This window comes from Hydrogenophaga electricum (assembly GCF_030160815.1).
GTDB classification, from domain to species: domain Bacteria; phylum Pseudomonadota; class Gammaproteobacteria; order Burkholderiales; family Burkholderiaceae_C; genus Hydrogenophaga; species Hydrogenophaga electricum.
Window position 1 is genome coordinate 47707 of record NZ_BSPB01000012.1, and the last position, 20754, is coordinate 68460.

20 protein-coding genes and 1 pseudogene are annotated in these 20754 nt (G+C 67.9%); 11 read left to right on the forward strand and 10 right to left on the reverse strand.

Annotation, left to right across the window (positions count from 1 at the left end):
* Positions 1-97: 97 nt before the first annotated feature.
* Positions 98-622 (forward strand): phosphoribosyltransferase, encoded by a 525-nt coding sequence (locus tag QQK43_RS09675; RefSeq protein WP_284307594.1) that lies wholly within the window; start codon positions 98-100, stop codon positions 620-622.
* A gap of 97 nt (positions 623-719) precedes the next feature.
* Positions 720-1919, forward strand: coding sequence for a cystathionine beta-lyase (locus tag QQK43_RS09680; RefSeq protein WP_284307595.1), 1200 nt, complete (start codon positions 720-722; stop codon positions 1917-1919).
* A gap of 1 nt (position 1920) precedes the next feature.
* Here QQK43_RS09680 and QQK43_RS09685 read toward each other — a convergent pair whose 3' ends face one another.
* Positions 1921-2676, reverse strand: coding sequence for an NBR1-Ig-like domain-containing protein (locus QQK43_RS09685; protein WP_284307596.1), 756 nt, complete (start codon positions 2674-2676; stop codon positions 1921-1923).
* 139 nt (positions 2677-2815) lie between these two features.
* Positions 2816-3487, reverse strand: a complete 672-nt coding sequence (locus QQK43_RS09690; RefSeq protein WP_370465251.1) for an arylesterase — start codon at positions 3485-3487, stop codon at positions 2816-2818.
* 3 nt (positions 3488-3490) lie between these two features.
* Between QQK43_RS09690 and QQK43_RS09695 the strand changes: the two genes are divergently transcribed.
* From QQK43_RS09695 to QQK43_RS09710, 4 genes are all read left to right on the forward strand, one after another.
* Positions 3491-4201 carry an ABC transporter ATP-binding protein gene (locus QQK43_RS09695; RefSeq protein WP_234262830.1) on the forward strand — a complete coding sequence of 237 codons (711 nt, stop codon included), beginning with the start codon at positions 3491-3493 and terminating at the stop codon, positions 4199-4201.
* 355 nt (positions 4202-4556) lie between these two features.
* Positions 4557-5300: a 23S rRNA (guanosine(2251)-2'-O)-methyltransferase RlmB gene (gene rlmB, locus QQK43_RS09700; RefSeq protein WP_284307597.1), complete on the forward strand. Its 744-nt coding sequence runs from the start codon at positions 4557-4559 to the stop codon at positions 5298-5300.
* A 16-nt stretch (positions 5301-5316) separates the two neighbouring features.
* Positions 5317-6051 carry an SIR2 family NAD-dependent protein deacylase gene (locus QQK43_RS09705; protein ID WP_284307598.1) on the forward strand — a complete coding sequence of 245 codons (735 nt, stop codon included), beginning with the start codon at positions 5317-5319 and terminating at the stop codon, positions 6049-6051.
* Between the two features lie 93 nt (positions 6052-6144).
* The gene (locus QQK43_RS09710; protein ID WP_234262833.1) at positions 6145-6732 is read left to right on the forward strand and encodes a Yip1 family protein; all 588 of its coding nucleotides are present in this window, start codon (positions 6145-6147) and stop codon (positions 6730-6732) included.
* A 13-nt stretch (positions 6733-6745) separates the two neighbouring features.
* Here QQK43_RS09710 and QQK43_RS09715 read toward each other — a convergent pair whose 3' ends face one another.
* From QQK43_RS09715 to QQK43_RS09735, 5 genes are all read right to left on the reverse strand, one after another.
* Positions 6746-7342, reverse strand: a complete 597-nt coding sequence (locus tag QQK43_RS09715) for a chromate transporter (RefSeq protein WP_234262834.1) — start codon at positions 7340-7342, stop codon at positions 6746-6748.
* On the reverse strand, positions 7339-7950 hold the full coding sequence (locus QQK43_RS09720; RefSeq protein WP_284307599.1) for a chromate transporter: 612 nt from the start codon (positions 7948-7950) through the stop codon (positions 7339-7341). The genes QQK43_RS09715 and QQK43_RS09720 overlap by 4 nt, the downstream gene beginning before the upstream one ends.
* Positions 7951-8210: 260 nt before the next feature.
* Complete coding sequence (fabG, locus tag QQK43_RS09725; RefSeq protein WP_234262836.1) at positions 8211-8954, reverse strand: 3-oxoacyl-ACP reductase FabG; 744 nt, start codon at positions 8952-8954, stop codon at positions 8211-8213.
* A gap of 3 nt (positions 8955-8957) precedes the next feature.
* Entirely contained in the window at positions 8958-11117 is a 2160-nt protein-coding gene (locus tag QQK43_RS09730) for a 3-hydroxyacyl-CoA dehydrogenase NAD-binding domain-containing protein (protein ID WP_284307600.1), read from the reverse strand.
* A 20-nt stretch (positions 11118-11137) separates the two neighbouring features.
* Entirely contained in the window at positions 11138-12343 is a 1206-nt protein-coding gene (locus QQK43_RS09735; protein WP_284307601.1) for an acetyl-CoA C-acetyltransferase, read from the reverse strand.
* 110 nt (positions 12344-12453) lie between these two features.
* On the opposite strand from QQK43_RS09735, the gene QQK43_RS09740 reads away from it, so the two are divergent.
* Together QQK43_RS09740 and QQK43_RS09745 are read left to right on the forward strand one after the other, a co-directional pair.
* Complete coding sequence (locus QQK43_RS09740) at positions 12454-13629, forward strand: acyl-CoA dehydrogenase family protein (RefSeq protein WP_284307602.1); 1176 nt, start codon at positions 12454-12456, stop codon at positions 13627-13629.
* Positions 13630-13780: 151 nt separating this feature from the next.
* Positions 13781-14254, forward strand: a complete 474-nt coding sequence (locus QQK43_RS09745; protein ID WP_234262840.1) for an RT0821/Lpp0805 family surface protein — start codon at positions 13781-13783, stop codon at positions 14252-14254.
* A gap of 28 nt (positions 14255-14282) precedes the next feature.
* Here the strand turns inward: QQK43_RS09745 and QQK43_RS09750 are convergent, their stop codons facing one another.
* Positions 14283-14948, reverse strand: coding sequence for an ABC transporter ATP-binding protein (locus tag QQK43_RS09750; RefSeq protein ID WP_234262841.1), 666 nt, complete (start codon positions 14946-14948; stop codon positions 14283-14285).
* A 65-nt stretch (positions 14949-15013) separates the two neighbouring features.
* Here QQK43_RS09750 and QQK43_RS09755 point away from each other — a divergent pair, with 65 nt between their 5' ends.
* Positions 15014-16972, forward strand: coding sequence for an acyltransferase family protein (locus QQK43_RS09755; protein WP_284307603.1), 1959 nt, complete (start codon positions 15014-15016; stop codon positions 16970-16972).
* A 10-nt stretch (positions 16973-16982) separates the two neighbouring features.
* Here QQK43_RS09755 and QQK43_RS09760 read toward each other — a convergent pair whose 3' ends face one another.
* The gene (locus QQK43_RS09760) at positions 16983-18185 is read right to left on the reverse strand and encodes an exo-beta-N-acetylmuramidase NamZ family protein (RefSeq protein ID WP_284307604.1); all 1203 of its coding nucleotides are present in this window, start codon (positions 18183-18185) and stop codon (positions 16983-16985) included.
* Positions 18186-18198: 13 nt separating this feature from the next.
* Positions 18199-18792 (reverse strand): DOMON-like domain-containing protein, encoded by a 594-nt coding sequence (locus QQK43_RS09765; RefSeq protein ID WP_284307605.1) that lies wholly within the window; start codon positions 18790-18792, stop codon positions 18199-18201.
* Between the two features lie 354 nt (positions 18793-19146).
* Here QQK43_RS09765 and QQK43_RS09770 point away from each other — a divergent pair, with 354 nt between their 5' ends.
* Positions 19147-19647: a hypothetical protein gene (locus tag QQK43_RS09770; protein ID WP_284307606.1), complete on the forward strand. Its 501-nt coding sequence runs from the start codon at positions 19147-19149 to the stop codon at positions 19645-19647.
* A 358-nt stretch (positions 19648-20005) separates the two neighbouring features.
* Positions 20006-20754 (forward strand): annotated as a pseudogene (locus tag QQK43_RS09775) (hypothetical protein); the annotation flags it as partial.

The window sequence follows — 20754 nt, forward strand, 5'->3', positions numbered from 1 at the left end:
GGCGCGCCGGCGCGTTCCGGCCGGCGGTATTCACCGTGCCGGAGCGTGCCGAGTTCGTGCAGAATCGGCCTTCCCCACACCCCCAAGCGGAGCCCCCATGCTGACCGAAGACGGCAAGCACCTCTACGTCTCCTACGACGAGTACCACAACCTCATCGAGAAACTGGCGATCAAGGTCTACCAGTCGGGCTGGCAGTTCGACACCATCCTGTGCCTGGCCCGTGGTGGCATGCGTCCGGGGGACATCCTCTCGCGCATCTTCGACGTGCCGCTGGCCATCATGTCCACCAGCTCCTACCGCTCCGACGCCGGCACGGTGCAGGGCAAGCTGGACATTGCCCGCTACATCACCACGCCCAAGGGTGAAATCGCCGGCAAGGTGCTTCTGGTCGACGATCTGGCCGATTCGGGCCACACCCTCAAGGTGGTGATCGACACGCTCAAAAACCAGTACGCGCCCATCACCGAACTGCGCAGCGCGGTCATCTGGACCAAGGCCGTCTCGGTGTTCTCGCCCGATTATTCGGTCGAATTCCTGCCGACGAACCCCTGGATCCACCAGCCCTTCGAGGGTTACGACAGCCTGCGCCCGGCGCAACTGCTGGAGAAGTGGAAAGTCTGACGCGGCCGGGGCCCTTCGCGGCCTCTGGCTTCCGTGTCTGCGGCCCGATGAGGGCCGCTGTCGTTTTCAGCCCGGTCTTTCTTGTAGGGAGCCTGCCATGTCCGCCGACGCGCATCTGTCCACCCGCCTGATCCACCACCCGTACCGCCCGCCCGAGGGCTTCGAAGCCGTGGCACCCGGCGTGCACAAGGCCTCGACGGTGATCTTTCCCGACGTGCAGGCGCTGCACACGCGCGACTGGAAAGACAAAAGCGGCTACACCTACGGCCTGCACGGCACGCCCACCACCTTCACGCTCGAAGAGCGCATCGCCACGCTGGAAGGTGGGCAGCACTGCATGCTGGTGCCCAGTGGCCTGGCGGGTATTTCGCTGGTGGACATGGCCCTGCTCAAGCAGGGCGACGAAGTGCTATTGCCCGACAACGTGTACGGCCCAAGCAAACACTTCGCCCAGGTGGAGTTGGCGCACTGGGGCATCGGCCACCGCTTCTACGATCCGATGGACCCGGCCGACCTGGCCGCCCAGCTCACGCCCGCCACGCGCCTGGTCTGGCTGGAGGCCGCCGGGTCGGTGACGCTGGAATTTCCCGATCTGCCGGCGCTCACGGCCGTGATCCGCGCGGCCAACGCGGGGCGCGAGCGGCCCATCGTGACCGCGCTGGACAACACCTGGGGTGCGGGCGTGGCGTTCTCGCCCTTCGATCTGGGTGTGGACGTTTCCATGCAGGCGCTGACCAAGTACCCCAGCGGTGGTGCCGACGTGCTCATGGGCTCGGTGGTGACGCGCGATGAGGCCTTGCACCGCCAGATTTTGCTGACACGCATGCGCCTGGGGCTGGGTGTGGGCGCCAACGACGTCGAACTGGTGCTGCGCGGCCTGCCGTCCATCGCGGTGCGCTACGCCGCCCAGGACGCGGTCACGCGCGAACTGGCCCGTTGGATGGTGGGGCAGCCCGGCGTGGTGCGCGTTTTGCACCCGGCCTTGCCGGATTCACCGGGCCATGCGGCCTGGCTGCGCGATGCGACGGGGGCGGCCTGCCTGTTCAGCGCGGTGTTCGATGAGCGCCGCACGCCGGCGCAGATCGACGCCTTCTGTGACAGCCTGCGCCTGTTCCGGCCGGGCTGGAGCTGGGCTGGGCCGATCAGCCTGTGCGCGCCTTACCAGGTGGCCGGCATGCGGCCGGCTTCGCGCTGGCCTTACCGCGGCACGCTGGTGCGGTTTGCAATCGGGCTCGAAGCGGTGGAGGATCTGCGCGCCGATCTGGCGCAGGGGCTGGCGACGCTGGCCGCCGCCTGATTCACGCCGGGCGGTGCTGCGGGCGGAAAGCCCGCGTTTCGGCCAGCGTGGTCACGTGGACGCACACTTCCAGGCCGGCATCTTCGCCAAAGCAGGGGCGCCCATCGGCGAGGGTGCCGACCCAGTAGGAAATCACGGTGCCGGTTTCGGTCGGGGCCGTGAAACCCATCGAGAGCTCGACGACCCCGCCCGGCGGGGTGGCGGGAACCAGCAGTTCGGTCCGGTCCGGGCGCAGCCGCTGGCCAATCGGCAGTCGGCGGCTGCCGGCGCGCAGGAAGGCTTCAATCTGCTCGTCCCAGCACACCAGCTTGCGCTGGCGCCAGGGCGTGTTGCCGAGGTTCTGCACGCGCCAGACCTTGGTGAAGTGGCTGCCGGGCGCCACCATGGCGCCGCCGGGGTAGGTCACGTCGCGCACAAGACCGGCGCGGTCGCCTTGTTGCGGCTGAGCCAGTGCGGCATCCACCACCACGTTGGCGAACAGGCCGTCGACGAGCCAGAACGGGTGGACCCGCAAGGCTTCGGCCAGGGCCACCAGGGTGTTCACGCGCGGCATGCGGTCGTCGCCGTCACGGCCCATGTCCAGGATGGTGTAGAGCGTCTGACGGGCAATGCCCGCCCGCGCGGCCAGCGCCTTTTTGCTCAGGCCCAGCGCCAGCATGCGGGTTTCAATGCGGCGGGCCAGCTCCGAGACTGGCTCCCGTCCGGCCGGTGCATCGTTGGGCACCGGCCGCTTCGGAGGCAGGGCAGTGGGGTTCACAGGCGGTTCGTTGTGCGGCTGAAGAATCGCGAAAATTTTAATTCTAAAGAATTAAAAATTGTCCGAAGCCCGACCCGGACTTCGTGCGGATTGTCTCGATTGCCGCGATCAGGCGGGGCCAGCACCCTGCCGAATGGCGTCAGCGCGGCAGCAAAGGGCGCAGTTCGGCCCAGACATTGGCCATCATCTGGGGCTGGGCCGTCTCGTTGGGGTGGATGCGGTCGTTCTGGAACAGCTGGAGCGGATCGGCCGTGTCGGCCACGCCCTTGAGCAGGAAGGGCACCAGCCCGGTCTTTTCGGTGCGCGCCACGGTGGCGAACACCTCGCGGAAATCCTGCGCGTATCGGGCGCCGAAGTTGGGCGGGATCTCCATGCCGACGATCAGCACCTTGGCGCCCGATTCGCGCGCGGCGCGGGCCATCGCGCTCAGGTTGTCGCGCGTCATGTTCAGTGGCAGGCCGCGCAGCGCATCGTTGGCACCCAGCTCCAGAATCACCAGGGCGGGCTGGTGCTGCTTCAGCAGCGTGGGCAGGCGCGATCGGCCGCCAGCGGTGGTGTCGCCGCTGATGCTGGCGTTGACCACCTGGCCTTTGAACTTTTCCCGTGCCAGCCGCTCCTGCAAGAGGGCGACCCAGCCGCTGCCCCGCTTGAGGCCGTATTCGGCGCTCAGGGAGTCGCCGACCACCAGCACCGTGGTGCCCTGTGGGCGGGTCTGGGCCAGCGCCGGCATTCCCCAGGGGCACAAGGCCAGCGTCAGGGCGCCGGCCAGCCGGGCGTTAAAGTGACGTCGTTCCAAATCCCATCCTTTCATGGCATGAATCCTTCTTCCCTCACGACCACCGACCCGATGATCGCCGTGCAGCACGTGTCCAAGTCGGTGACCGATGCCACCGGCACGCTGGACATTCTGCGCGATGTCAGTTTCGAGCTGCTGCGCGGTGAAACGGCTGCCATCGTGGGGGCTTCCGGGTCGGGCAAGAGCACCTTGCTGTCCATCGTTGCGGGGTTGGATACGCCTTCGCGCGGAACGGTTCACATCGACGGCACCGATCTGTTCGCCCTGGACGAAGACCAGCGCGCCGCGCTGCGCGCCCAGAAAGTGGGCTTCGTGTTCCAGAGCTTCCAGCTGCTGGGCAACCTCACCGCGCTGGAAAACGTGATGCTGCCGCTGGAGCTGGCCGGCCGGCGCGACGCGCGCACGGCCGCGGCGGCCATGCTGGAGCGTGTGGGCCTGGGGCAGCGGCTGGGGCACTATCCCAAGGTGCTGTCCGGTGGCGAGCAGCAGCGGGTGGCGCTGGCACGCGCTTTTGTCGTGCGCCCGGCCGTGCTGCTGGCCGATGAACCCACGGGCAGCCTGGATTTCGCCACCGGCGAGCGGGTGATGGCGCTGATGTTCGAACTCAACCGCGAGCTGGGCACGACGCTGGTACTGGTCACGCACGACCGCGGTATCGCCGCGCGCTGCGAGCGCCGCATCACCATCGAAGCCGGGTGCGCCACGGAAGCGGCCGAGGCGGCCGCCTGAAAGATGTGCTGAACGTGTCCGCGACGGGATTCCCGCCTTCGCGGGAATGACAGACGCGGGACCCCGCGACCCGCGCAGCGGCGGAGCGTGGGGGCAAACGATCCGGTGCCGGGCCGCCCCCAGCCGGATCGGCCCCCTCGGGGGCAGCGACCCGCGCAGCGGCGGAGCGTGGGGGCGAACGATCCGGTGCCGGGCCGCCCCCAGCCGGATCAGCCCCCTCGGGGGGCAGCGACCCGCGCAGCGGCGGAGCGTGGGGGCAAACGATCCGGTGCCGGGCCGCCCCCAGCCGGATCAGCCCCCTCGGGGGGCAGCGACCCGCGCAGCGGCGGAGCGTGGGGGCAACGATAATCCGCGCATGTCTACCCCCAAAGTCCTGTTCGGCTTCCACGCGGTGGGCGTGCGCCTGAAAACCGCGCCCCAGTCCATCATCGAGGTCTACTTCGAACCCACGCGCCGCGACGCGCGCATGCGCCAGTTCCTGGACCGTGCCCGCGAAGCCGGTGTGCGCCTGATCGAGGCCGATGGGCTGCGCATCGCCAAGCTGGCCGGCAGCCATGGCCACCAGGGCGTGGCCGCGCGGGTCCAGGCGCTGGAGCAGGCGCATTCGCTCGACGATCTGCTGGAACAGCTGGAGGCCGCCGGTCAGGCGCCGCTGCTGCTGGTGCTCGACGGCATCACCGATCCACACAACCTGGGGGCTTGCCTGCGTGTGGCCGACGGTGCCGGTGCGCACGCGGTGATCGCGCCCAAGGACCATGCCGCCGGCATCAACGCCACCGTGGCCAAAGTGGCCAGCGGGGCGGCCGAAACCATGCCGTACTTCATGGTCACCAACCTGGCGCGCACGCTGGGCGAGCTGAAGGAGCGCAACATCTGGATCACCGGCACCAGCGACGACGCGCCCAAAACGCTCTACCAGGTCGATCTCAAAGGCCCGACGGCCCTGGTGCTGGGCGCCGAAGGGCAGGGCATGCGCCAGCTCACGCGCAAGACCTGCGACGAGCTCGTGAGCATTCCCATGCGCGGCGCGGTTGAGAGCCTGAACGTGTCGGTGGCTTCGGGCGTGTGCCTGTACGAGGCGCTGCGCCAGCGCGGCTGAAAGGCCCACGCCCGCCATGACCGCCACGCTTGAGACGCTGCGCCAGTGGGTGCAACAGGCGCGGCATCTGGCGGTGCTGACCGGGGCTGGCATGAGCGCCGAGTCGGGCGTGCCCACATTTCGCGATGCCCAGAGTGGCCTGTGGGCGCAGTTCAACCCGAAGGAACTGGCCACCGAAGCCGCGTTTCGCGCCGATCCCCAGCGCGTGTGGGACTGGTACCAATACCGGCGAGCGCTGATTGCCCGGGTCCAACCCAATGCCGGCCACCGGGCGCTGGCGGCGTGGGCGCAGCGGCATCCGGGACGCCTGACGCTGATCACCCAGAACGTGGACGGCCTGCACGAGCGGGCCGGTCTCGGCGAGACCATCGCCCTGCATGGTCGCATCGACGCCGACCAGTGGCTGGACCGCCCGCGCCCGTGCTGCCAGCCCGATTTTCTGGAAGACGGTCGCCCGCCACGCTGTTCCGTGTGCGGCAACCTGCGGCGGCCTGCCGTGGTCTGGTTCGGCGAGATGCTGCCAACCGAGGCCCTGGCGGCCGCCGAAACCGCTGCCCAGGCCTGCGATCTGATGCTGGTGATCGGCACCTCGGGCCTGGTGTACCCGGCTGCCGGGCTGGCCCACACGGCGCACCGCAGCGGGGCGCAGGTGGTGGTCATCAATCCCGAACCGACCGAGCTCGATACCGTGGCCCAGACCTGTTGGCGCGAACGCGCCGCACAAAGCCTGCCGGCCCTGCTGGCCGACTGAAGGCCGGCCGGCTTGCGGGGATTCACCGGATCGTCACGTCGGCACCCATAATGGCCGGGCCCGATCGGGGCTTTGTCCAGCGAGGAGTGACACATGAATCTGGTGCAGCGCGTGCAGGACATCCTGCTCAAACCCAAGTCCACCTGGCCCGTGATCGACACGGAAACCGAGGACGTGGCCACGATCTACAAGACCTACCTGGTCTACCTGGCGGCGGTTTCGGCCATCGCGACCTTCATCGGGTTCAGCGTGGTCGGCACCCACGTGATGGGTGTCAGCTTCCGGGTGCCCTTCCTGGCCGGGATCGCCAACATGGTGGTCGGGTTCGTGCTGTCGCTGGCCGTGATCTACGTGCTGGCCCTGATCGCCGATGCCCTGGCGCCCACTTTTGGCGGCCGCAAAGACCTGCTGAGCGCTTTCAAGCTGGTGGCCTACGCGTCCACGGCCGGTCTGCTCGGGGGCATCTTCAACCTCGTTCCGGCGCTGAGCATGCTCAGCCTGCTGGCCTCGCTGTATTCGATCTACCTGCTCTACACCGGCATTCCGGTGCTGATGAAGACCCCACCCGAAAAAGCGCTGGGCTACACCGCCGTGCTGGTGGTGTGCGGCATCGTGGCCGGCATCGTTCTGGGCGCGATCGGGTCTGTGTTCTCGGGCGGACCGGGGATGGCCTTCGGCTGAAACCGTCCGCCGGTCAGACCCAGCCCAGGGCGCCCAGCAGGGCGCCGGTGCCGATCAGCCACAGCAGGTGGATGCGCGTGCGCCACACCAGCACGATCGACACGGCGGTCAGCAACCACAGGCGCCAGTCCCGCGCCGGCTGGTTGTGGGTCGCGCTGAGCAGCCAGCCGGTGGCGATCAGCAGGGCGATCACGATCGGTGCCATGCCGGTCTTGAAGGCGCGCACCGAGCGCAGTTCGCGGTTGCGGTGGGCCCAGCGGGTGGCGGTGTAGGTCAGCACCGAAGACGGCAGCATGATCGCCACCAGGCTCAGTGCCACGCCCATCAGGGCCAGGCCCCAGGCGGGCCAGCCGGCGGCCGGACCCCCGCCCGCGTTGAGGCCGAGGTTCCAGCCGAGCAGGGCGACGAACAGCACGTTCGGACCCGGGGCGGCCTGCGAGATCGCGATCGACGAGGTGAACTGCGCGTCGGTCAACCAGCCTTGCTGGCCGACCAGGTAACGGTGCATGTCGGGGGCCGTGGTGATGGCGCCGCCCACGGCCAGCAGCGAGAGCGAGGCCAGGTGCTGGCACAGGGCCAGCCAGTCGCCGGGGGTCAGGGTGATCGTCATGAGCGGGGCTCCGGCTGGCGCCCGAGCACGCGATAAGCCCACAGGCAGGCCACGCCGCCGATGCCCAGCAGGACCCAGATCAGGGGCCAGCGCAGCAGCGCAATGGCCACGAAGGTCAGGGCGGCCAGGGCGATGCACGTGGCCAGGCCCAGCGCATTCTTGTCCAGGGCCGCGATGAGCTTGATGCCGGTGGCGGTCACCAGGCCGGCGGCCACGGCGCCCATGCCGCGCAGCGCGCCCTGGGCGGCGGCGGTGTCGGCCACGCTGCCGTAGAGCGCGGCCATCAGCAGCACCAGACACAGGGGGGCAGCCAGCATGCCGGCCAGTGCGGCCAGTGCGCCCGAAAGGCCGAAGAACCGGTCACCGATCATGAGCGAGAGATTCACCACATTCGGGCCGGGCATGATCTGGGCCACGGCCCAGTCCTCCAGGAACTGCTCGCGCGTGAGCCAGCGTTTCTTCTCGACCAGCTCGCGCTGCACGATCGCCAGCACCCCGCCGAATCCCTGCAGGGCCAGCCAGGTGAAGGACAGAAACAGGTCGGAGCGGGAGCGGGGAACCAAGGGGCCGGAATCGGCGTGGGGGGCGGTGGGCTGGCGAGGGGGCATGGTGCGGTGGCGGGGTCGCAGCGGATTATCGCGGTGCCACGGATGCGCTGGTGGGCGGTTGCGCAATGGCACCACAGCCTGTGGGTGCCTGCACGGGCAGCCCGGAAGCGCCGGGCCGGACCGCGTTGCGGCATACCCGGACCGAAGGCTGCCGCTCGCCCACCGATCCGGCACAGGCCCTGCGGATGAAGGAATCCTGGAGGCGATGCGCGAGCCCGGGGCGCGTGGCGGGCTCGCGTCGGTGGGCGTCCGGGCCGGTCTCAGACCGACATGCCGCCCGAGACTTCGATCACCGCGCCGTTGATGTAGCTGGCCTCGTCGCTGGCGAGGAATGCGTAGACGTTGGCGATCTCTTCGGGCTGGCCAAGGCGCTTGAGCGGCACGCGGTGCTCCATCTCCTGGATCACCTTCTCGGGGATGGTGCTCAGGATGGGCGTGCTGATGAAGCCAGGGGCGACTGCGTTGACGCGCACGCCCTTGGGGCCGAGTTCGCGGCTCCAGGTCTTGGTGAAACCGATCACGCCGAACTTGGTGGCGGCGTAGTTGGTCTGGCCGAAGTTGCCGTAGATGCCGACCACCGACGAGGCGTTGAGGATCACGCCGCTGCCCTGCGCGGTCATGGTGTCGGCCACGGCCTGCGCGCAGTGGAAGACCCCGCGCAGGTTGACGTCGATCACCTTGTCGAACTGTTCCAGCGTCATCTTCTGCAGGCGCGCGTCCTGCGTGATGCCGGCGTTGTTGACCAGCACATCGATGCGGCCAAAGCGCTCTTTCACCTGCGCGACCACGGCGTCGACCATCTCGCGCTGGGTCACGTCCATCACGAAGCCCACGGCGGTGGCGCCTTCGGCCTGGCATTGTTTGACGGCCTCGTCGACCGCCGCCTGCTTCACATCGCAGACGACGACGGTGGCGCCTTCGCGCGCGAACTTCAGGGCCGTGGCCAGGCCGATGCCTTGAGCGGCGCCGGTGATGAGGGCGATTTTTCCTTCGAGTCGTTTCATGAGTCAGTACTGGGGTTGGTGTTGACGCAACGCGGCTTTCACCGCGTCCGCGAGTATGAAGCCGCTGCCATGGCGGGCGGCCAGCGCGGCGCAGCGCGCCTCGAAGGCCTCGATACCCTGGCCATAGATGAACTGCAGCGCACCGCCGGTCCAGGCTGGGAAGCCGATGCCGAAGATGGAGCCGATGTTGCCGTCGTGCACGCTGGTGAGCACACCTTCGGCCAGGCAGCGTGCGGTTTCGACGGCCTGGCGGTAGAGCAGGCGGTCTTTCACGTCTTGCAGGTTCCATTCGACGCCCGGCTTTTCGTAGAGCGCCTGGAGCTGCGGCCACAGATGTTTCTTGCCGCCTTCGGGGTAGTCGTAGAAGCCGCCGCCGCCCGCACGGCCCGGGCGGCGGTGCTGCTTGACCATCTGCTCGACCAGGGTCTCGCCCGGTGTCGCGACGTACTGCCGGCCTTCCTTCTGGAAGTCGAGGCGGGTCTGTTCCAGCACGTGCACCGACAGGCTGAGCGCGGTTTCGTCCAGCACCGCCAGCGGCCCGACCGGCATGCCGGCCTGCATGGCGGCGTTCTCGATCACTGGCGCCGGGATGCCTTCGCCCAGCATGGCGGCGCCTTCCATCACGAAGGTGCCGAAGGTGCGGCTGGTGTAGAAGCCGCGCGAGTCGTTGACGACGATGGGCAGCTTGCCCAGCGCCTGCACGTAGTCGTAGGCGCGGGCGATGGTTTCATCGTCGGTGCCCTTGCCGCGGATGATCTCGACCAGCTTCATCTTGTCGACCGGGCTGAAGAAGTGGATGCCGACGAACTTGGCTGGCTTGGCGCTGGCCTGGGCCAGGCCGGAGATGGGCAAGGTGGAGGTGTTGCTGGCGAAGAAACCACCTTCGGCCAGCATGGGTTCGGCTTCTTTCGTCACCATGGCCTTGAGCTCGCGCTGCTCGAACACGGCTTCGATGATCAGGTCGCAGCCTTTGAGGCCGGCGGCGCTGGCGGTGGGCGTGATGAGGTTCAGGATGCCTTGTTGCTTCTCGGCGCTCATCTGACCCTTGTCGACCCGCTTCTGCGTGAGCCTGGCGGTGTAGCCCTTGCCCTTCTCGGCGGCTTCCAGGCTCACGTCCTTGAGCACGGTGGCGATGCCGCGGGTGGCCTGCGCGTAGGCGATGCCCGAGCCCATCATGCCGGCGCCCAGGATGCCGACCTTCTTCGGCTGGTACTTCGCCACATCCTTCGGCCGCGACTGACCGCCCTTGATGGCGTTCATGTTGAAGAAGAAGGTGTTGATCATGTTGCGCGCCACGTTGCCGGTCATCAGCCCGGCGAGGTAGCGGCTTTCCACGCGCATGGCGGTGTCGAAGTCGACCATCGCGCCCTCGACCATCGCGGCCAGCGCGGCTTCCGGCGCCGGGTAGAGGCCGCGCGTCTTCTGCTTGAGCACGGCGGGCGCCACGCTCAGCAAGCCCGCGATCTTGGGGTTGCTCGGCGTGCCGCCGGGCATCTTGTAGTCTTTGCGGTCCCAGACGTGGGTGCAGGCCTCGGGCTTGCCCTGGGCGGCTTCGATGTAGGCCAGCGCTTTGGGCATCAGTTCCTCAGGCGAGGCGACCAGCTCGTGCACCAGGCCCAGCTTGAAGGCCTCTTCGGGGCCGAACAGCTTGCTTTCCAGGATGTAGGGTTGCGCCGCCATCAGGCCGAGCATTCGCGTCATCTTGGTGATGCCGCCAGCGCCGGGAATCAGGCCCAGTGTGATCTCGGGCAGGCCGAAGCTGATCTTCGGGTTGTTGACAGCGACGCGGTGGTGACCGAGCAGCGCCACTTCCCAGCCGCCGCCGAGCGCCGCACCGTTGAGGCAACTCACCACCGGCACGCCCAGGGTCTCGATGGTGCGGAAGTGCTTCTTCATGCGCTCGATCTCGCCGAACACGCGCGGCCCGTCCGCCTCGGTCGAGCGCATCACGCCCTTGAGGTCGGCGCCGGCGAAGAAGGTGCTCTTGGCGGAAGCCAGCGCTATGCCCTTGATCTGTGCGCGGTCCGTGACGAGTTGTGCGGTGACCGCGCCCAGATCGTCCTGCCACTGCAGGCACATGGTGTTGACGGGCGAGCCCTGCTCGTCGAAGGTGATGGTCGCAATGCCGTTGGCGAGTTCGTAGCGGATGGTTTGGGTGATCATGGTGCTTTCTCCGCTTTCGATCAGATCCGTTCAACGATGGTGGCAATGCCCATGCCGCCGCCGACGCAGAGGGTCGCCAGTCCGTAGCGCTTGCCGGTCCGGTGCAACTCGTCGATCAGGGTGTTCAGAATCATGGCGCCCGTGGCGCCCAGCGGGTGGCCCAAGGCGATGGCGCCGCCGTTGACGTTGACCTTCTGATGCGGCACCCCCATTTCCTGCATGAACTTCATGGGCACGGCGGCAAAGGCCTCGTTGACCTCGAACAGGTCGATCTGGTCGATGCTCAAGCCGGCCTTGGCCAGCGCCTTGCGCGCCGCCGGCATGGGGCCGGTGAGCATGATGGTCGGGTCGGCGCCCGACAGTGCTGCGGCGACGATGCGGGCGCGCGGCGTGAAACCGTGGGTCTTGCCGGCGGCTTCGCTGCCGATCAAGATGGCGGCCGCGCCGTCGACGATGCCGGACGAGTTGCCCGCATGGTGCACGTGGTGGATGCGCTCGACCTGCGGGTAGCGTTGCAGCGCCACGCTGTCAAAGCCCATGGCGCCCAGTTGCTCGAAGGCGGGCTTGAGCCCGGCCAGGCCTTCCATCGTCGTACCCGGCTTGATGAACTCGTCTTTTTCCAGGATGGTCAGGCCCATCTTGTCCTTGACCGGCACGACCGAGCGGTCGAAGTGGCCGGAGTCGCGCGCGGCGGCGGCGCGCTTCTGCGATTCGAGTGCGAAGGCGTCGACGTCCTCGCGGCTGAAGCCGCTGAGCGTGGCGATCAGGTCGGCGCCGATGCCTTGCGGCACGAACAGGGTGGCGCTGTGGGTTTCAGGGTCTTGTGCCCAGGCGCCGCCGTCCGAACCGATGGGCACGCGGCTCATGCTTTCCACGCCGCCAGCCACCACCAAGTCTTCCCAGCCGCTGCGCACCTTCATGGCCGCCATGTTCACGGCCTCCAGGCCCGAGGCGCAGAAGCGGTTGAGCTGCACGCCGGCGCACTGCCAGTCCCAGCCGGCCTTGAGGGCCGCGACCTTGGGAATCACCGAACCCTGTTCGCCGATGGGCGAGACCACGCCCATGACCACGTCGTCCACGGCTGCCGTGTCCAGGTCATTGCGTTTCTGAAGCTCGGTCAGCAGGCTGGCGAGCAGGTTGATCGGCTTGACTTCGTGCAGGCTGCCGTCCTTCTTGCCCTTGCCGCGCGGGGTGCGGATGGCGTCGTAGACGAAGGCTTCGCTCATGGTGTCTCCTCGGGGATGGGACCGGATGGTCTGGACGATCGGATCAGTATAGACTTTTGCCAAGCAATCGCTTTGTGAAAATCAACCCCCATCGTCCTGAAGGTGACACCATGATTCCCCGCACCCTGTTCAACGCCGACCACGAAGCTTTTCGCGACAGCTTTCGCCGCTTTGTCGAGAAGGAGGTCAGCCCGTTCCACGATAACTGGGAGGAGCAAGGCTTTGTGGATCGCGAAGTCTGGCGCAAGGCCGGAGAAAACGGCTTTCTGTGCATGACCATGCCCGAGGCCTACGGCGGTGCTGGTGCCGACCGGCTGTATTCGGTGGCGCAGATGGAAGAGATCGCGCGCGCCGGCGTGAGCGGCATCGGCTTCGGCCTGCACAGCGAGATCGTGGCGCCGTACATCCTGCACTACGGTACCGAGGCGCAGAAACAGAAATACCTGCCGCTGCTGGCCACGGGCGAGATGGTCGGCGCCATCGCGATGAGCGAGCCGGCTGCCGGCAGCGACCTGCAAGGCGTGAAAACCACGGCCATCCGGCAGGCCGATGGCAGCTACCTGCTCAACGGCAGCAAGACCTTCATCACCAACGGCTGGCACGCCGATCTGGTGATCGTGGTCGCCAAGACCGATCCGGCCGCGGGCGAGCAACGGGGAGGAAAGGGCACCAGCCTGCTGTTGGTCGAGCAGGGCATGGAAGGCTTCAGCAAGGGCAAGCGCTTGAAGAAGCTGGGCATGAAGGCGCAGGACACCTCCGAGCTGTTCTTCGACAACGTGAAGGTGCCGGCCGAGAACCTGCTGGGGGGCGCCGCGTTCGAGGGCCGCGGTTTCATCTGTCTGATGGAGCAGTTGCCGTGGGAGCGGCTGCAGATCGCGATTGGCGCCGTCGCTTCGGCACAGGCCGCCATCGACTGGACGGTGCAGTACGTGAAGGACCGCAAGGTGTTCGGCCAGCCGGTGGCGAACTATCAGAACACCCGTTACACCCTGGCCGAGCTGCAGACCGAGGTGCAGGTGGCGCGCGTGTTCGTGGACAAGTGCTGCGAACTGGTGTGCGAAGACAAGCTCGACACCGCCACCGCCAGCATGGCCAAGTACTGGTGTTCCGACCTGCAGTGCAAGGTGATGGACGAGTGCGTGCAACTGCACGGCGGCTACGGCTACATGTGGGAATACCCGATCACCCGGGCGTATGCCGACGCGCGCGTGCAGCGCATCTACGGTGGCACCAACGAGATCATGAAAGAGGTGATCTCGCGCGGTATGGGCCTGGGCGGACGCTGAAGATGATGCAGAAGGTTAACGCCGGGTAAACAGGCGGAAAAGGCGTGTAAGCCTGCAACCGGCCGATGGGGTGCCGGCCTATGATCGCGGCACGGCCTCGGGGAACCCGCCGGCAGGCGGCGTGGTCCAAGAGGCATTCAAGGAGAACAAGATGAACCTTCGAACCCTTCCGCTTCGCCATGGGGTGCTCGCCGTGTCCGCCGCGCTGGCGCTGGCCGGTTGCGGCACCATGGGCGGGCCCAATGAACAGTCTGGCGCCATCGTCGGCGGCGTGCTCGGCGGCGCCGTCGGCTCTCAGGTGGGTGGCGGCAGCGGCCGCATCGTGGCCACCGTGATCGGCACCATGATCGGGGCCAACATCGGTGCCAACGTGGGCCGGTCCATGGACGCCAATGACCGCTCCCGGGCAGCCTACGCGTTCGAGACCGCGCGCACCGGGCAGCCGACGGGCTGGGTGAACCCCGATACGCGCAACGAATACAACGTCACGCCCACGCGCACCTACGAGCAGAACGGCGCGCCCTGCCGCGAATACACCATGCATGCCCGCGTGGGGGGCCAGCCCGACACGGTGTACGGCACCGCTTGCCGGCAACCGGATGGCAGCTGGCGCGTGGCCAACTGACCGCCCGGGAGCACGCTCCGGCCGGCTTTCAGGGCAGCCGGATGTGTGCGGCCAGCGGCACGCCTTCGGGCACTTCGTAATCAGCGACCACCCAGGCCCGGCCCGGGTGGTCGCTCGCGTCTGTGAACAGCGCGCGCAGGCAGCGCATGGACGGCCCGTCCAGCGCGGCAAAGGGCTGGTCGATCAGCGTCAGTGTGGCGCCGGAGGCGAACCCCGCCGTCAGCCAGACCTTGCGCCGGCTGCCGGCCGAGAGCATGTACAGCGGCTTGTCCAGGTGCGGGGCGAGCGCGAAGTCCTCGCTCAGTGCCTCGACGGCATCGGCCGAAAAGCGCGGCCACACCTGGGCCTGCCGGTCCCAGAACTGGCGCGGGCTCAGCGCATCGTGGGCCTCGGTGGCCGGGTCGATCCAGAACACCTGACGGCGCCAGGCGGCCGGATCGCCGTCCGGACTGCACCAGGCGCCGTCGGCCCACAGAGCGATGCGGCCGGCTTGCGGCACCAGGTCGCCGGCCAGCAGGCGCAGCAGGGAGGTCTTGCCGCAGCTTTCGTCGCCAGTGACGAAGCTCACGCCAGCGGGAAGGCGCAGGTCGCGCCCTGCCAGCAGCGGGGGCTGGCCGGGCCAGCCGAACTGCAGGCCCTGGGCGTGCAGCAGAAGCGGCGCTTCGGTGCGGGGGTGATCGGGGGATGGCATCATGCCCGCCACCCTAACACTTCGGCACGGCGCGGGCCCTTGGCACGCGCGGCCGAGCGGCCTTCTGCATGACCCCTCCGGCCCCTTCGCCCCTGAGTTACCGGCCCGATGTCGACGGGCTGCGCGCCGTGGCCGTGCTGGCGGTGCTGCTGCACCACGCCTGGCCCGCGCGTTTCGCCGGCGGGTTCATCGGGGTCGACATCTTTTTCGTCATCTCGGGTTATCTGATCAGCGGCATCGTGCTGGGGCAACTGGCGCACGGCCGCTTCAGCTTCCGGGATTTCTACGTCCGTCGCATCCGCCGCATTTTCCCGGCGCTGGCGCTGGTGCTGGCGGCCGTGCTGGTCTTTGGCGCGTGGTGGCTGACACCGGCCGACTACGCGGCGTTGGGCCGGCATGTGGCGGCCGGGGCGCTGTTCGTGGCGAACCTGGCCTACTGGCGCGAAGCGGGCTACTTCGACGCTGCGTCGGCGGCCAAGCCGCTGCTGCACCTGTGGTCGCTGGCCATCGAGGAGCAGTTCTACCTGCTGTGGCCGCTGGCGCTGTGGGCCTTGTGGCGCGGAGCCCGGGGCGCGGGGGCGGCGCGCACCGGGTGGTGCATCGTAGGCCTGGGGCTGCTGTCGTGGGGCTTCAACCTGTGGCTGGTGCGCACCGACATGGCGGCCGCGTACTTCCACCCGTTCGGGCGGTTCTGGGAGCTGATGGTCGGGGCCTGGCTGGCGGCCCGGCAGGTGGCGCGGCCGGCGCGTGCCGCCACCGGCTGGCGACAGCACGCCCTGGCCGCGACCGGGGTGGCGCTGCTGGTGCTGGCCTTCGTGCAGATCCATCCGGAGCGGCGCTTCCCCGGGGGCTGGGCGGTGTTGCCCTCGCTGGGCACGGCGCTGCTGATCGCGGCCGGGCCGCACGCCTTTGTGAACCGCTGGCTGCTGGCGTGGCGGCCGATGGTCGCGATCGGGCTGGTCAGCTATCCCCTGTATCTCTGGCACTGGCCGTTGCTGGTCGGGGCCCGCCTGCGCTATGGCGACGACGCCGGGTCCGCCGTGCTGACCGCGGCACTGCTGCTTAGCGGGCTGCTGGCGGTGTTGACCTGGCGCTGGGTGGAGCGGCCGATTCGCCGCGGCGGCGAGGGGGGCCGGTGGCGCACGCCGGTGACCACCGCCTTGCTGGGCGGCATGGCAGCGCTGGCGGCCGCCGGACTCTGGGTGCAGCAGCAGCGGGGCTTTGAGGAACGCTTTCCGCCGGTGGTGCGCGCCATGACCGCACAGGGCGGATCGGCCGTGGTCACGCGCGGCTGGCGCTATCACGACTGCATTCTCGACTTCCGCGTGCCGCCTTCCGACTACAAACCCTTCTGCATCGAAGAGCGGCGGCCGCTGCTGTTCATCTGGGGCGACTCGCACGCGTCGTCGCTCTACCCGGGTTTCAAGGCCTTGCAGGACAGCGGGGCCTGGCGCTTCGGCATCGCCGAGCGCGCGGGGGCGGTGTGTCCGCCGATCCTGGGCGCCGATCCGCGCCCCGGTTGCCGGGCGCTCAACGACGACAACCTCCGCGCGATCCGTGCCGCGCGGCCCGACATCGTGCTGCTCTACGCCTGGTGGCACCATGCGCGCTATCAGCTTGACGGGCTGGAGGCCACGGTGCAGGCCTTGCGTGCGGCCCGGGTGCCGCGCATCGTGCTGCTGGGCCCGACGCCCGACTGGCAGCAACCCCTGCCGCAGGTGCTGCTGGACGCCTGGAAGCGGGGGCCGTTCTCGCAGCCGCCACCGCTGCGCCTGCCGCTGGGGCAGGACGGCCCGGTGCGCGCGGTGACCGAACAACTGCGCCAGCGCGCGGCGGCCATGGGCATCGACTTCATCGACGGCCTGGCCGTGTTCTGCGACGCCCAGGGCTGCCTGACCCGGGTGGGTGACGCTGCGAAGGAGCCGCTGAGCTACGACTACGGCCACCTGTCGCTGGAAGCGGTGCAGGTGTTCGTGGCCCGCATCGCGCCGCAGGTGTTCGGCCCGTCAGGGCAGCCGCGTCAGTGACGCAGAGGAATCAATAGATCACATACGGCTGCCGGGCTTCGCGCCAGGCCGCTTCATCGGGCTGGGCGATGGCGTCCAGATCGGCCGCGCTGGTGGCGGGGTTGTCGACCCACTCGCGCAGCGCCGGCCCGCCGTTGATGAGGTCGATGGCCAGCCGGTCGGTTTCGTATTCGTAGGGGAAGTCGCGCCACAGCGGGTAGTCCGGCGCCTGCGCCCGCAGCGCCTTGAAGGCCAAGGCTTGCAGGCGCCACGGCTGGAAAGCGCCGTGGTCGTAATGCAGCGGGTCTTCCACGTGGATCTGCACGCCCGCGCAAAGCTGGCCCGCGTGTTTGTGGAAGGTCGGCTCGAACCAGCACGGGCGCAGCCGGCAGCCAGCCAGCCACTGCGGGGCGATGCGTTGCATGTCGGCCAGCAGGCGGGTGGTGTCGAGGCCGGGCGCGCCGAACAGTTCGAGCGGGCGCGTGGTGCCCCGGCCTTCGCTCAGCGTCGTGCCTTCGAGCATCACCGTGCCGGCGTAGGCGCGCGCCATCCAGAGGTTGGCGGCGTTGGGGCTGGGATTGACCCAGGTTCTGTCTACCGGCCAGCCGAAGCCGGGGCCGGCGTCGGGCAGCCAGCCGTCCATGGCGATGACGCGGTATTCCAGATCCAGCTTGAGCTGGGCGATGAACCAATGGCCGAGTTCGCCCATGGTCATGCCGTGGCGCATCGGCATCGGGCCGGCGCCGACGAAGCTTTCCCAGCCTGGGCGCAGCAGCGTGCCTTCCACCGGCCGGCCGGCCGGGTTGGGGCGGTCCAGCACCCACACCGCCTTGCCGTGTGTCGCCGCCGCTTCCAGCACGTAGCGCAGCGTGGTGATGAAGGTGTAGATGCGGCAGCCCAGGTCTTGCAGGTCGACCAGCAGCACGTCGAACGTGTCCATCATGGCGTCGGTGGGGCGGCGCACCTCGCCATACAGGCTGAACACCGGGACGCCGAGCACGGGGTCGGTGAAGTCGGGCGACTCCACCATGTTGTCCTGCTTGTCGCCGCGCAGACCGTGTTGCGGGCCGAAGGCTGCGCTGAGCCGCACATCGGGCAGGGCGGCCAGCGCGTCCAGCGAATGGGTCAGCTCGCGCGTGACCGAGGCCGGGTGGGCGAGCAGGGCGACGCGGCGGCCGGCGAGCGGGGCGCGCAGCGCGGGGTCCTGGAGGAAACGTTCGATACCGAATTGCATGGCGAGATCAGGCTCAGGCGGCGTGGACGGGCAGGCGCAGCGTGCGTCCGGCCGGGTGGTGGAAGTCGGGGCGGGGCGCCGGGTGGTGCAGCGCCCAGTGGCTCAGGTGGCCGTCGGTGGTTTCGATCACGGCGCTCAGTCCCCAGCAGCGCACATCGCCGGCGTCGCCCGGCAGGGCGTCCAGCGGCAGGTGCACGTCAAGCGTCCAGCGCCGGCGCAATGTGGTGATGTCCATGGCCGGCCGGGCGGGGCCGGCCTGCTGCTCGGCCGGCAGATCACGCACGCGCTCCTGGCTGAAGCGGTAAGCCGCCCATTGGCCCGAAGGGGAGAAATTGAATTCTCGGTAGGCCGCGGCGCCTTCCAGCGCCACAAAGGCCTCGAAGCAGGTGTGCTGCCAGAGCCCGTCGGCCGGGCCCGGGCCGGACACGGGGGCGGGCATGCGCACGCGGACGCAGTCGCCCGCCAGCACGTACCGCAGGCCGATACCCGGGGCACCCGCATGCAGCCGGGGCGCGAGGCTGACCGACAGCCTCAGCGGCACGGGGCAGGGGTGCGCCGGGTGGGCGTCGAGGTGGCATGTCGCCGGGATGGTCAGGGGCTGGCTCATGGGATGGCGCGAACGGGCACCGCATTCTGACAGCAAGGCCATCGCCGGCCGAGGCGGCCGCGTGGCGCCGAGCCCCTGGCCGGCAACCACCCGCAAGGTGTGACCGTCCGTGTTTCCGTGTGGGGGCGTGTTACGTAACGAAATCTATTTTCGCGTTGCCTGGGGTGTGTGATGCCTTGGAAATCAAGGGGTTGCGCGCGTGTGCCGGAATAAATCAGGGGCGCGAACGCATGGCATTCAATTTGCTCCCTGTGACAGAGTGCATCTTCCCATGGTTGGGCGTAACGCCTGGTTAACACGCCAGGTCAACGGGTATCGCCCATTGTTCGTTGGACTGGAAGCAAAGTGATCATCATGGACTTGGATCGACCTCTTTATGTCTCGTTGGCCACCCTGATGGGCCATGGCGATAGCCAGGATTTCGCCGATGGCGAACCGGGATTTCACGATTCCGAATTGACGCCGCTGAAACACATGGATTTCTCCCTGATGAGCCGTTCCGATTTCATGGAATTGGCGCGGCTGGCGGAATCGTCGCTGAATGTGAACAACATCATGGGAGCCCTGATCAGCATGGCGCGGTCTGGCTGGGGGCTTCGCATTCCCGGGCTGCTGATCGACATGCGGCTGCGCGCCTCGACGGCCGACCGCCAGCGCTTGGTGAAAGCGGTGAAAAACCTGCTCGAACACCATGTGCGGGTGGTGCTTGTGGACGGTGATGGCTATTGCGTGAATTTGTCCGAACTGGACGAATTTTGCACATCGCGCGATTTCGTCGACATGTATATGGGGGGCATTTTTTCGGCCCATTGGAGTTTTTCCCTGGCGCCCAAGGTTTCGGCGGTCTGGAATTGATGATTTTCTGTCGTGGGCTTGCGGTGATGCCGACAGGTCGGTGTTCTGTTACCCACTCGGTGTTTCCGGTGTTACGTAACGCGCCATCCCTTGATCCCGTTCGGGGCGATGAACCCGGCGTCTGAGGTCGATATCGGTGGTGTGGCTTCATAAGAATCAAAGACTTGCGTGGGCTGCCGGTGCTGCCGAAGCCCGGAGAAAAACGGGCATAGCGCTTGCAATTGCAGAGGGGAACCGTGGTGCGGTTGCCGTCTGGTGGGTGTTTATCGGTCTCCTGATTTCCAGAAATTCAGGGATATCCCTTTCTCTTGGCCGGCGACCGCTTTTGTATTGAATCTCCAACTACCTTGAGGGTGTCATGATCCAGTCAACATCGAATCTGTCCGGAAGCTCGCCGCTTGCACCGATGCCGGAAATCACACAGCTGGCGCAAGCGTCTTCGGGCAGCGGCACCAGCGCTGGAATGCCCCTTGTGTCGTCGGCCGGTGCCCAGCCCGTCGGCACCATCTCGCAAGCCACCCGTGGCGTCGAGATCGTGCGCGACGGACAGCGCATCGCCGTCGAGGGTGCGCAGCCCCTGATGGTCGGTGACCGGGTGATCGTTCCCGAAGGTGGCCAGGCAGCGGTGGCTTTTCAGGGCACGGGCGCCAATCAGGCACCGCTGACCGGCACCCTGAAGAGCGGCACCGACGCCACGATTTCTGCGGTCAGGCTGCCCAACGGCATCGAGCAGGTGTCGGTGGATCTGGCGGCGGGCGATCTGGAGGTGTACCAGGATGGCTCGGCGGAAGCGGCAGCGCTGCTTGTAAAAAAGAGCGTGCCGGCCATGGGCGGCGGTCTGGGTCTCGGCGAGTTCGCCCTCGGTGCCCTGGGTGTGGGCGCCCTGGCCAGCCTGTTGAACGACGACGATGACAACGCGACGGATGGCGATGCTGACGCCGACGCGGATGCCGACGCGGATGCCGATGCCGATGCCGATGCCGATGCCGATGCTGACGCTGACGCTGATGCTGATGCTGATGCTGATGCTGATGCTGATGCTGATGCTGATGCTGATGCTGATGCTGATGCTGATGCTGATGCTGATGCTGATGCTGATGCTGATGC

Bases quoted from the DNA above. Each gene is read 5' to 3' on its own strand.
- QQK43_RS09675 (WP_284307594.1), top strand. From the start codon at position 98: ATGCTGACCGAAGACGGCAAGCACCTCTACGTCTCCTACGACGAGTAC.
- QQK43_RS09680 (WP_284307595.1), top strand. From the start codon at position 720: ATGTCCGCCGACGCGCATCTGTCCACCCGCCTGATCCACCACCCGTAC.
- QQK43_RS09690 (WP_370465251.1), bottom strand. From the start codon at position 3,487: ATGAAAGGATGGGATTTGGAACGACGTCACTTTAACGCCCGGCTGGCC.
- QQK43_RS09695 (WP_234262830.1), top strand. From the start codon at position 3,491: ATGAATCCTTCTTCCCTCACGACCACCGACCCGATGATCGCCGTGCAG.
- rlmB (WP_284307597.1), top strand. From the start codon at position 4,557: ATGTCTACCCCCAAAGTCCTGTTCGGCTTCCACGCGGTGGGCGTGCGC.
- QQK43_RS09705 (WP_284307598.1), top strand. From the start codon at position 5,317: ATGACCGCCACGCTTGAGACGCTGCGCCAGTGGGTGCAACAGGCGCGG.
- QQK43_RS09710 (WP_234262833.1), top strand. From the start codon at position 6,145: ATGAATCTGGTGCAGCGCGTGCAGGACATCCTGCTCAAACCCAAGTCC.
- QQK43_RS09715 (WP_234262834.1), bottom strand. From the start codon at position 7,342: ATGACGATCACCCTGACCCCCGGCGACTGGCTGGCCCTGTGCCAGCAC.
- QQK43_RS09720 (WP_284307599.1), bottom strand. From the start codon at position 7,950: ATGCCCCCTCGCCAGCCCACCGCCCCCCACGCCGATTCCGGCCCCTTG.
- fabG (WP_234262836.1), bottom strand. From the start codon at position 8,954: ATGAAACGACTCGAAGGAAAAATCGCCCTCATCACCGGCGCCGCTCAA.
- QQK43_RS09730 (WP_284307600.1), bottom strand. From the start codon at position 11,117: ATGATCACCCAAACCATCCGCTACGAACTCGCCAACGGCATTGCGACC.
- QQK43_RS09735 (WP_284307601.1), bottom strand. From the start codon at position 12,343: ATGAGCGAAGCCTTCGTCTACGACGCCATCCGCACCCCGCGCGGCAAG.
- QQK43_RS09740 (WP_284307602.1), top strand. From the start codon at position 12,454: ATGATTCCCCGCACCCTGTTCAACGCCGACCACGAAGCTTTTCGCGAC.
- QQK43_RS09745 (WP_234262840.1), top strand. From the start codon at position 13,781: ATGAACCTTCGAACCCTTCCGCTTCGCCATGGGGTGCTCGCCGTGTCC.
- QQK43_RS09750 (WP_234262841.1), bottom strand. From the start codon at position 14,948: ATGATGCCATCCCCCGATCACCCCCGCACCGAAGCGCCGCTTCTGCTG.
- QQK43_RS09755 (WP_284307603.1), top strand. From the start codon at position 15,014: ATGACCCCTCCGGCCCCTTCGCCCCTGAGTTACCGGCCCGATGTCGAC.
- QQK43_RS09760 (WP_284307604.1), bottom strand. From the start codon at position 18,185: ATGCAATTCGGTATCGAACGTTTCCTCCAGGACCCCGCGCTGCGCGCC.
- QQK43_RS09765 (WP_284307605.1), bottom strand. From the start codon at position 18,792: ATGAGCCAGCCCCTGACCATCCCGGCGACATGCCACCTCGACGCCCAC.
- QQK43_RS09770 (WP_284307606.1), top strand. From the start codon at position 19,147: ATGGACTTGGATCGACCTCTTTATGTCTCGTTGGCCACCCTGATGGGC.